The sequence below is a fragment of the Pseudoxanthomonas sp. LjRoot204_2 genome, from assembly GCF_056175765.1.
Map to the genome: position 1 here is coordinate 1 of NZ_JBGFFG010000063.1, position 11344 is coordinate 11344.

An 11344-nucleotide genomic window follows, 5' to 3' on the forward strand; every position below is an offset into this window, starting at 1 on the left:
CAGGTGCACGGCAGGGGCGTCGGCAGGCGTCATGGGCGTCGTCGGCGGACCACAGGCGGGTTAACGGAAAAACAACGGCGTAGCTTCGCGGCCAGCGGCTGAACATAAACCGTACCGCGCAGTTTGATTATTGTGGCATCCGCGTCGTCGCCGCGCGCACGGCCGTGCGGGATGCTGTGGCCCAAAGCGCCGGCGTCTCCGTGCTGCGACCGCCATCCGGCACAATGACGGCGACGATGACGACTGACGCCACGCCCGACTTCCGCCTCTACCACTCCAATGCGCTGGAGGTGTTGGCGGGCCTGCTGGCGCGGGAATTGAGCACACCTGCGCCCGGTGTGCCGCTGCTGGCGCCGGAGACCGTGCTGATTCCCCAGGTCGCGATGCGGCGTTGGCTGCAAGCCACGCTGGCCACCGCGCATGGCATCGCCGCGAACCTGGAATTCCTCACCCCTGGCGAGTTCGTCGCACGTGCGCTGGACGCCAATGTGCCGGGCGAGGGCGACGATCTCGAGGCCGCGACGCTGCACTGGCGGCTGTACGCCGCGCTGACCGACCCCGTGCTGCTCGCGCGTCCGGCCATGGCGCAGATCGCCGCCTACCTGGCGGATACCGCGTCGCGCCGGCCCGATCCACTCAAGCCGTGGGCACTGGCGGGGGAACTGGCCGAGGTGTTCGAGAAGTACCAGGCCTGGCGTCGCGACTGGTTGCTGCGCTGGGAAAGWGGTGCCGATCCCGACGACCCGCAGGCGATCCTGTGGCGCCACGTCGCCGGAGGCCACGACTACCGCGCGCGGCGCATCCAGCGCTATCTCGACCGCTTCGAGGGCGCAGGCCAGCCGTTGCCGCAGGGGCTGCCGCCACGCGTATTCGCGTTCGCCACGCTCAATGTCTCCCCCGATGTGCTGCGCGTGCTGGCCACGCAGGCGCGTGTAGGCACGCTGCACTTCTATGTCCCGTCGCCGGTGAAGGACTACTGGGGCGACCTGCAACGCCTGCGCGCGGGCGCCGAGGACGACACGACCGCCGACGCCCGTCTGCTGCAGGCGTGGGGGGCGGCGGGGCGCGATTTCATGGCCGTGATCGGCAGCTACGAACTGGTGCACCCCACCCTCGACGTGCGGGGCCATGCCGATCCCGGTGCAGGGGGCGGCAAGTTCCACGGCAGCCTGCTGCGGCGCCTGCAGTCGGACCTGTTCCATCGCCGCGCGCAGCCGCCCGACCTGTTGCCGGCCCTGCGCACCGACGATCCCAGCCTGCAGGTACACGCCTGCCACACGCGCCTGCGTGAACTGCAGGTGCTGCACGACCAGTTGCGTGCGTTGCTGGAGGACGACCGCTTCGACCCGCCGCTGCAGCCGCGCGAAATCGCGGTGCTGGCGCCGGACATCGATCCGTACGTGCCCTATCTGGAAGCCGTGTTCGGCGCGCCGGGCGATGGCGACCGGTTGCCGTACGCGCTGGCCGACACCAGTCCGCTGGCCGGCGAGCCATTGGCCGACGTGTTCGTGCGCCTGCTCGGCCTGCCGGTTTCGCGCTTCGGTACCCACGAGATCCTCGATCTGCTCGCCAGTGCGCCCATCGCGGACGCGGCCGGTCTCGATGCCCCCGCCCTCGAACGCCTGCACGCGTGGCTGCAGGCTGCGGGCGCGCGCTGGGGACTGGATGCGAAGCACCGTGCCGCGCACGGCGCACCCGCCGACGATGCCTACACCTGGCAGTTCGCACTCGACCGCCTTCTGCTGGGCCACGCCAGCGGCGCGCAGGACGACATCGCCGGCGTCGCGCCCTGGCCCGAACTGGAAGGCAGCACCCTAGACGCGCTCGACATCCTGGTGCGCCTGCTGCGCGTGCTGGCCCGCCACCAGAAATCGCTGGGCGAGGCGATCACGCCTGCGCAATGGCGCGAACGGCTGCTTGGACTGCTCGCCGCACTGCTGCCGCGCGAACCTGCCCTGCCTGCCCGCCAGCGCGCACTCGACCGCCTGCGCATGCTCATCGACGACTTCGCCGTGCAGGCGGAGAAAGCGGGCTATGCCGACACCGTGCCCGCCGACGTGGTGCGCGCGCACTTCGCTACCACGCTTGCCGAAGCCGATACGCGCGCGCCCCTGTTGACCGGCGGCATCAGTTTCGGCCGCATGGTGCCGATGCGGCTGCTGCCGTTCCGCGTGATCTGCGTGCTCGGCATGAACGACGGCGACTATCCACGCCGCGATCCCGCCGCCGGCCTGAGCAAGCTCACGGCCGAACTCGGCACCGACAAGCGCCGGCATGGCGACCGCTCGCTGCGCGAAGACGACCGCTTCCTGTTCCTGCAGCTGTTCGCCGCCGCGCAGGATGTGTTCCTTCTCAGCTATCTCGGGGCCGATCCTCGCGACGGCAGCGCGCGCGAACCGTCGGTGCTGGTCAGTGAGCTCATCGACGCCGCCGCGCGGCAGCATGCCGATCCGGCGTCCGTCGCCAGGGCGATGGTGGTGCACCATCCGCTGCAGCCGTTCTCGCCCGTCGCGTTTGGTGGCAACGACGATCCACGCCGCTTCAGCTATCGCCGGCAGTGGCATCCCGCCGCCGGCCGGCTGGCGGGGCGACGCTCGCTCCTGCCGCGCTGGTTTCCGGGCGACGCGATGCCACCACCTGCCGACGCCGGCTCCGGGCTGTCGCTCGACCAGCTGCGCCGCTTCCTGACCGCGCCGGCCGAGCAGTTCCTCCACCAGCGGCTGGGCCTGCGGCTGGAGGGGATCGATGAAGCGGGCGATGACGTCGAGCCGTTGCTGCTGCCGGGCCGCGGCCTGGCGCGCAGCGACGTGCAGGCAGCCGTGTTCGCCGGGGTGCTGCAGGGCGACGATGACGTCACGCTGCATGCCGCCCTGCGCGCCCGCGCCCTGCTGCCTTCGGGTCCGCTGGGGCGGCGCACGCTGGCCACGCTGCGCAGCGAGGTCACGCCGTACGCACGCGCCTTCGCCGACTGGACCGGCGGCGAGTTGCCGGCGGCGCAGCGCATCGAGGTGGACATCGACGGCGTCGCACTGCACGGCACGCTGGCGGGCATGTATCCGCATGGACTCGCGCGTGTTCGCATCGGTGCACCGGGCGGAAGCGCGGCAATCCGCGACGGTCTGGACTGGCTGCTCGCCAGTGCGGCCGGCCTCGCGCTGCCGTTGGTTCAATTCCACGAGGGCGGCACGAAGCCGGCATCCGGTCATCCGTTCGGTCCCCACGTGCGTCCGCCGCTCGATCCTGGCCAGGCACGCACGGTGCTTCGGCACCTGCTCTGGCTGCGCGAGCAGGGCCTGCGCGAACCACTGCCGTTCGCGCCTTACAGCGGCTGGGAATTCTTCGCCGCCGCGCCCGACATGGAAGCAGGCCTGAAGGAAGCGGCGAAGAAATGGTACGGAAGCGAGCGCAGCTGGAGCGAAGGCAACGGCGATGCGCTGCGGCTCGCGCTGCGCGGGTGCGATCCTTTCACCGATGACGCAGCGCGGCTGCGGTTCGCGGATCTTTCGATGTCGATCTATCTCGCGGTCACGCAGGGCGAGGTCTACGCTGGCACCGATCCGGATGCGTTGCGCGCACTGGCCCCCGTCTTCGACGCGGAGGACGCCGGATGACCGTCGCGCACGATCCCTACCTCGCGCTGCCGCTCGATGGCGTGCAGTCCATCGAGGCGTCCGCCGGTACCGGCAAGACCTTCACCCTGGCCACGCTGGTCGTACGGCTGGTGGTCGAAGGCGGCTTGCGCATCGGCGAAGTCCTGGCCGTCACCTTCACCGAGGCCGCCACCCAGGAGCTGCGCGCGCGCATCCGTGCCCGCCTGCTGCTGGCAGCATCGCTGCCCGCCGTCGCCGCCGCCGATGAAGCGCCGGAGGCGGCATTGACGCGTGCGCTCCTCGATGCGCATCTCGCGCGGAGTGGTGAACCTCCCGCCGCACTGCATCGGCGTCTGCGCGAAGCCGCCGACGGCATGGACCTGGCGGCGGTGTTCACCATCCACGGCTTCTGTGCACGGGTGTTGCGCGAACACGCCCTGGAAAGCGGGCACGGTTTCGATGCGCCGCCGTTGCTCGCCAACGACGCAGCGCTGCGGCAGGAAATCGCCGCGGACCTGTGGCGCGCGCATGGCGCGGACGATGACGGTGCGGATGATCTGCTTGCGCTGTGGAAGGGCGGCCCCGACGCGTTGGCGGCCGACCTGCCCGCGTTGCTGCGCGAACAGCGGTTGCAGCCATACCCCGTCGATCCGCTGCCTGCCGACCCTGCAACGGCCTTGCGGGCGGCCGGCGAAGCGCTCATTGCCGCGTATCGCGCGCACGGGAGCGCGTTTCGTGACGCCCTGGTCGCCGCAGTGGAGGGAAAGGTGCTGCACGGCGGCAGCTACAGGGTCGAGTGGATCATCGGACTGTTCGACGCGCTGGAGGCATGGGCGGCCGCGGACGATGCCGGCATGCCGTTCGCGCACGACAGGCTGCCGCAGTTGCGCCGTGAGGCGCTGCTGCTGAAAACCAGCAAGGCCGGCGCGGGCCGCACCCCGGAATCGCCGCTGACGCATGCCATCGATGCCTACCTGCAGGCGCAGGACCGCGTCGACGCCTATCGCGAAGCGCGCCGCGTCGCCCTGCTGCATCGCCTGCGCGACGATGCCCGGGCACGGCTGATGCTGCGCAAACAGCAGCTGCGCGTTCAGACCTACGACGACCTGATCGACGGCGTCGCGGATGCGCTCGAAACGCCACATGCGGACGCCCTGGTGCAGCGCCTGCGGGCCCAGTATCGCGTCGCGCTGGTCGATGAGTTCCAGGACACCGATCCACGCCAGTGGCGCATCTTCGACCGCGTGTTCGGCAGCAGGAGTCCGCGGCCGGCGCTGTTCGTCATCGGCGATCCCAAGCAGGCGATCTACGGCTTCCGTGGCGGCGATGTGGAAACCTATCTCACCGCTCAGGCCAATGCCGTCGCCGCACCACCGCTGTCGCACAACTTCCGCTCGCGGCCGTCGGTGCTGCGTGCCATCGAAGCGTTGTACGCACAGGCCGGTCACGCCGCATTCGTCGATCCACGCATCCATTTCCATCCGGTCGCGCCCGGCGGCACACGTCACGATGACGACTTCCAGTGTCATGGCGCGGCCGCGCCCGCGCTGACCGTGTGGCGAGCGCCATCGCCGGCGCCCGGACCGGACGGCAAGGTCAAGCCCTGGGACGCAGGCACCTCGCGTGAACTGGCCACCGCTGCCTGCGTGGCTGCCATCCACCGCGTGCTGACGGATGCGCGCGCCGGCAACGCGACGATAGGAGGCAAACCCGTTCAGCCCGGCGATATCGCTGTGCTGGTCCGCACGCACCGGGATGCCACCCGCATCCGTGCCGCGCTGGCCGAGGTCGGCATTCCCGCGGTTGCCGCCGGCAAGCTCAGCCTGTTCGCCACGCCGGAAGCGCGCGAACTGCACGCGCTGCTGCGCACGTTGATGCACGGCGCGGACGACGGCCATCTGCGCGCTGCGCTGTCCACGGTCCTGCTGGGCGTGGATGCCGCCGGCATCGCCGCGCTCGAAACCGACGGCGATGCGATGCGCGGCTGGCAACAGCGCGCGCAGGACTGGCGCGAACGCCTGCATCGCGGTGGCCCGCTGGCGCTGGTCAACGACCTGTGCGCCGAGCACGCCCCGCGCCTGCTCGGCCTGCTCGACGGCGAGCGCAGGCTCACCAACTACCTGCAGACGGCCGAGATGCTGCAGGAAGCCGACGCGCGTACGCTCGGCCTGCCCGGCCTCGTCGACTGGCTGGCCGCTGCCATCGCCGATGCCCGCACCGCTACCGATGACGACGCGCAGCTGCTGCGGCTGGAATCCGATGCGCACCGCGTGCAGGTGGTGACGTTGCACAAGAGCAAGGGCCTGGAGTACCCGCTGGTGTTCCTGCCGTATGCGGGCATCGGCGGAAAGGCGCCCGATCCCGGCCAGCGCGTCGTCGTCACCGACACGGAGGGCCGCGTGCTGCACTGGAAGTTGCAGGAAGAGGTCTCCGGGTGGGGCGCGGCCAGAGCGCAATGGAGCGAGGCGCAGCGCGCCGAAGACGCGCGCCTGCTGTACGTCGGCCTGACCCGCGCCAGCCACGCGCTGTGGCTGGCGACGGGCGTCTTCTACCAGCACGCRCAGTCGCCGCTATGGGCGATGGTGCGCGATGCCGACGCCCTGCTGGCGCAGGACCCGGGTATCCGCATCGATCCCGCCGCACCGCCCGCCGAACTGCCGTGGTTGCCGCACGTGGCGGAGGGCGCGGTGCCGCCCGCCCGCGTCGCCCGGCGTTCCATCGCGCCCGACTGGTGGGTCTACAGCTTCACCCAGCTTGCGCATGCCGATGCGGGCCACGCCGTCGACGCTGCCTCCACCGAGGCCGACGGCGCGGCCGCGGACGAACCGGTGCAGCCGCCCGATGACGCAGACGCGTCCCCCGACATCACCGCCGACGCATACGACCCGCGCTTCAGTGGCAGCCGTTTCGGCAACGTGCTGCATGCGGCGCTCGAAGACACCCGCTTCCGCGCATGGGCGCAGTGGCAGGCGGGGGATGCGGCGCCGGAAGGCGAACATGCCGCCCTGCTCGCCGCGCTGCGCAGGGAAGGCTACGCGCAGGACGACCTGGCCGAGGGCGTCGCCCTGCTCACCTCGCTGGTCGGACGCACGCTGACCGTCGCGCTGCCCGAGGGTGGCGCATTGCATGCGCTGGGCGACGACGAGCGGCGTGCCGAAATCGAATTCCATTTCGCCCTTGCACCCACTGCCGTGCCGGCGTTGCTGGCGCTGCTGCACGAGCATGGCGTGGCGCGCGCGCGCCACGGGTTCGGCCTGCGCTCGCGGCTGGAAGGGTTGATGACCGGCAAGATCGACCTGACCTACGTGCGCGACGGGCGCTGGTACGTGCTCGACTACAAGTCCAACCGCCTGCCGCGCTACGACGCGCCCGCGCTGGCGACTGCGATGGCGCACAGCGAGTACGACCTGCAGGCCCTGGTCTACACCGTCGCGCTGCATCGCTGGCTGCGGTTCCGCCTGGGCGACGGCTACGACTACGCGCGCGATTTCGGCGGCATCCGCTACGTGTTCTGCCGCGGACTCGAACCCGCGCGCGATGCGTCGCTCGGTGTGCATGCGCAGCGCTTCGCGCCGGAACTCGTGCACGCACTCGACGCCTTGTTCGCCGGCCACGGGCAGGAGGCGGCCGCATGAGCCTGCTCGATACCCTGTTCCGCAACGGCCACCTGCCTACCCTGGACCACGCCCTCGCCCAGAGCCTGCGCCGGCTGGATGTGGCCACGCCCGACGACGTGCTCGCCGCCACCGCGCTGGCGTCGCTCGCCGTCGCCAAGGGCCATGCCGGTCTATCGCTGCGCGAGCCGCAGGCACTGCTCGACGCCGATACCCCCATCGACTGGCCATCCGTCGACGCGTGGCGTGCATGTCTCGCCGCGTCGCGCTGGGTGGCCACGCCGGACGATGCCGATGCGGTCGCCGACCCGCACGCGCCGCTGGTGCTGGAACACGACCTCCTCTACCTGCGCCGTTATCGCGAGTACGAACGGGCACTCGCGGCCGGCCTGCAACGCCTCGCCACGCAACCGGTGCCGGCAACCGGCGTCGATGCGCTCGCGCCTTTGTTCGCGCAGCTCTTTCCGCCGGCCGCGCACGATGTCCACCAGGCGCGTGCCGCCGCGCTCGCACTGCGCCATGCCCTGCTGCTGGTCACCGGTGGTCCCGGGACCGGCAAGACCACCACCACCGCGCGCCTGCTGGTGCTGCTGGCCGCACAGGCACGGTGCGCAGGCCGCGCCGCGCCACGCATCGCCTTGGCCGCACCTACCGGTCGCGCCGCCGAGCGCATGGCCGAAAGCGTCCGCCATGCGGTGCAAGCCTTGGCGGCGCAGGGCGTGGACGCCGACCTGCTCGCGACGCTGCCCACCACGGGCACCACCCTGCACCGCTTGCTCGGCACGATTCCGGATTCGCCCCGCTTCCGCCATCACGCCGACAACCCGCTGCCGTTCGACGTGGTGGTCGTCGACGAAGCCTCGATGATCGACCTGCCGCTGATGGCCAAGCTGGTAGACGCCGTCGCCGATGGCACGCGCCTGGTGCTGCTGGGCGATCCGGACCAGTTGCCGTCGGTGGAAGCAGGCGATGTGCTCGCTGCCATCCTGAGCGCGGCAGGGGATGGCAACGACATCGCCTTGCCGGATGACGAGGCGCTCCACCCGTTGCTGGGCGATGCTTCCCTCGCTGATCATCCGGCAAGCCTGGATCATCGACACAACCGCTTCGCCGGCATCCGCGTGCACCTGCAGCGCGGCTGGCGCCAGAGCGAAGCCCTGCAGCTCGCGCCGCTGGCCGCCGCCGTGCGCGAAGGYGATGCCTCCACGACGCTCTCGCTTCTGCGCAGCGACACGCTGGCCGGCGTGCAGTTCCACGAAGACCTGGCCGATCCGCTCGACATGCAGCGCGAACGCCTGCTGTCGCACTGGCGCGCGCTGGGCGAAGCCGCCACGCCCGCCGACGCGCTGGCGCTGTCCGCGCGCCTGCGCATCCTCACCGCCGTGCGTGAAGGCCCGCAGGGCGCGCGCACATTAAACGCCCGCATCGAGCGCCTGCTGGTGGAGGGCGGCAGCGGCCTGCAGCGTGCCGGGCAGGGCCACTTTCATGGCCAGCTGGTCATCGTTACAGAGAACAGCTATCGCCACCGTCTGTTCAACGGCGACATCGGGCTGTGTTTCCGCGATGCGCAAGGCGTGTTGCTGGCCTGGTTCCCAGGCGACACACCCACGCAGCCGCGCGCATTCCATCCCGCATCGCTGCCCGCGCACGAGTCCGCATTCGCCATGACCGTGCACAAGGCGCAGGGCAGCGAATTCGATGCGGTCTGGCTGCTGCTGCCCGCACGCGGCAACCGCGTGCTGTCGCGTGAACTCGTCTACACCGGCATCACCCGCGCCCGGCGCGAGCTGCACGTCGCCGGCAGCGAAACGGTGATCCGCGACGCACTGTCGCGGCATGCGAGCCGGTGGTCGGGGCTGGGGTGGCGGTTGGCGCTCCCACGCATCGCGTCGTAACGCCACAGCGCCGTGCAGCCGCATCGCACGTGCGTCGCAAAGCATGAACACGGGTTTGCGGTCACGCCCCCAAGGGCGTATACCTGTCATGGCTGACGGGCAGTCTCCTCCGCCGCCTCCCGCGGGCCGATTTCTCTCCCTCTCGGCTTCATCCACGCGACGCCCTGTCGCGCCGAGGAGAGATGCGTGTCCAAGCAGCACGTCCAGGTGTTCATTCTTCATCTTGGATCGCAGCAATCCATCGGTCCGGGCGACCTGCGGGTGATGTGGGCCACGGCCTGCGAGTCGCCGGACATCGCGGTGTCCCGCCGGCCGGCGACCCACGGTCACGCCACGGCACGGCCCTGCTTCGAGTTGTGGGCGGGCCGCCAGTTCCATCGCGCACCGGCAGAACGGCGCATGCGCGCGTTGCTGGAGTCGCGCGGCTTTCTTTTCACGTTGACGCATACCGCCCTGTAGGAGGGTGCATGACTTTTGATGTCGGGATCGGCAAGTGCCGGTCGGTGCAATCGGATTCGGTGGACGTATGGGTGGACGGTTCCATCGTCCGCCGGCTGGTGCCGGAAACCAAATGGCAGCGGGATGGAATAAGCGTGCTGCAAGTGCCGGTGAAGCTGTGCAGTGCGCGCCATCGGTTGGCGGCGGGCGAGGAGGTGTTCCTCGACACGGCGCTCATCACTGCGAACAGTGCGGGCAAGCTGGACGTCGACGGCAGCGGCGACTATGCCAAGGCACGCCTGTCGCTGCTGGTTCCCAATATCGACGCCACGCCCACGCCCCCGCCGCCCTCGCGCAAGGCGAGTTGGCGCTGACACGCCGGCCCTGCAGGCTGGCGCGCACGCGACCTTCGCCGTGTCGGCGGGCCCTGGAAGGAAAAGACGCTACCTGCAACGCCGACGCATCCCACGGAGGTCATGCCGACCTCTAGAATCGCGGCATGCCCGACGTCCTCCACGCCATCCGAGATGCCGCGTCCACCCTGCCCCACCTCGCCGGGTGGATCACGCTGGCCTGGCTGCTTTACCTGGTGCCGCTGTGTACCTGGATCATCCTGCAGAAGCGCGAACCGGTGGCCACGCTCAGTTGGCTGCTTTCCCTCGCGCTGCTGCCTTACGTGGGTTATTTGGTCTACTTCCTGTTGGGGCCGCAGCGCATCAAGCGGCATCAACTCCGGCGGACGCGCGCGCGCGAAGGCGTGGAGAGCTACGAGGTCTTCGCACCGGCTGACGGCAACAGCGCGGAACTGCCCATGCTGGCCCAGAAGACGACGGGACTGCCGCCTTCCACGGCCACCTCGGTGCAGCAGCTCGTGGACGGGTGCGCCACGTACAAGGCGATCCTGGATGCGATCGCCGCCGCGGAGAACCACATCCACCTGGAGTACTACATCTTCAACGGCGACCGTACCGGCCAGCGCATCCTCGAGGCGCTCGCGGTGAAGGCGCGCGAAGGCGTCAAGGTGCGACTGCTGCTGGACGCCGTGGGCTCGAACCGACTCAAGACCCGGGCCTTGCGCGCGTTGATCGATGCCGGCGGCGAGCACGCCTGGTTCCACCCTACCCGCTTCCGTCCCTTCACCCGTCCGTGGCTGAACCTGCGCACGCACCGCAAGATCGTGGTGGTCGACGGACGCATCGCGTTCACGGGCGGCATCAACGTCACCGACGATGAGGACGAGTCCCTCTGCGACGATGCATTCCGCGACCTGCACCTGCGCCTCGAGGGCGAGATCGTGCGCAGCATCCAGCAGGTGTTCGTCGAGGATTGGGTATATGCCACCGGCCAGCAGCGCAATGACTTCCAGGGCACGCGGCTGTGGAGCGCCAGCGATGCCAACGTGCGGGGCGGGATTGCGGTACAGGCACTGGTGTCGGGGCCGGATTCCGCATGGGAGCCCATCCATCGCACCAAGGTTGCGGCGATCCATGAGGCCAGGCAGCGCGTCTGGCTGGTCACGCCCTACTTCGTGCCSGGCGAAGCCGCGCGCATGGCGCTGACGTCTGCCGCGCTGGGCGGTCTGGACGTCCGCCTGGTGGTGCCCAAGACCAGCGATTCCCGGCTGGCGACGCTGGCCGCGCGGTCGTATTTCGACGAACTGCTCGCCGCCGGCGTGAAGGTCTACGAATACGGCCCACGCATGATGCACAGCAAGGCGCTGCTCTGCGACGACACGCTGGCCATCATCGGCAGCGCCAATTTCGACCACCGCAGCTTCCGGCTGAATTTCGAGATTTCCATGATGTTC

Annotated in this window: 6 protein-coding genes; all 6 read left to right on the plus strand. The window is 70.1% G+C overall.

Annotation, left to right across the window (positions count from 1 at the left end; translation table 11 throughout):
- Nucleotides 1-236 precede the first annotated feature (236 nt).
- On the plus strand, nt 237-3611 hold the full coding sequence (gene recC, locus AC04L7_RS04855) for an exodeoxyribonuclease V subunit gamma (RefSeq protein WP_475512615.1): 3375 nt from the start codon (nt 237-239) through the stop codon (nt 3609-3611).
- Nucleotides 3608-7225 carry a UvrD-helicase domain-containing protein gene (locus AC04L7_RS04860; protein ID WP_435995803.1) on the plus strand — a complete coding sequence of 1206 codons (3618 nt, stop codon included), beginning with the start codon at nt 3608-3610 and terminating at the stop codon, nt 7223-7225. The genes recC and AC04L7_RS04860 overlap by 4 nt, the downstream gene beginning before the upstream one ends.
- Nucleotides 7222-9099, plus strand: a complete 1878-nt coding sequence (gene recD, locus AC04L7_RS04865; protein ID WP_435995801.1) for an exodeoxyribonuclease V subunit alpha — start codon at nt 7222-7224, stop codon at nt 9097-9099. The genes AC04L7_RS04860 and recD overlap by 4 nt, the downstream gene beginning before the upstream one ends.
- Before the next feature lie 186 nt (nt 9100-9285).
- Nucleotides 9286-9558, plus strand: a complete 273-nt coding sequence (locus tag AC04L7_RS04870) for a hypothetical protein (protein ID WP_299344722.1) — start codon at nt 9286-9288, stop codon at nt 9556-9558.
- Between the two features lie 8 nt (nt 9559-9566).
- Nucleotides 9567-9911, plus strand: coding sequence for a hypothetical protein (locus AC04L7_RS04875; protein ID WP_435995799.1), 345 nt, complete (start codon nt 9567-9569; stop codon nt 9909-9911).
- A gap of 125 nt (nt 9912-10036) precedes the next feature.
- The coding region (gene cls, locus AC04L7_RS04880; RefSeq protein ID WP_475512616.1) for a cardiolipin synthase at nt 10037-11344 on the plus strand (1308 nt) is incomplete at its 3' end.

Bases quoted from the DNA above. Each gene is read 5' to 3' on its own strand.
- AC04L7_RS04875 (WP_435995799.1), top strand. From the start codon at position 9,567: ATGACTTTTGATGTCGGGATCGGCAAGTGCCGGTCGGTGCAATCGGAT.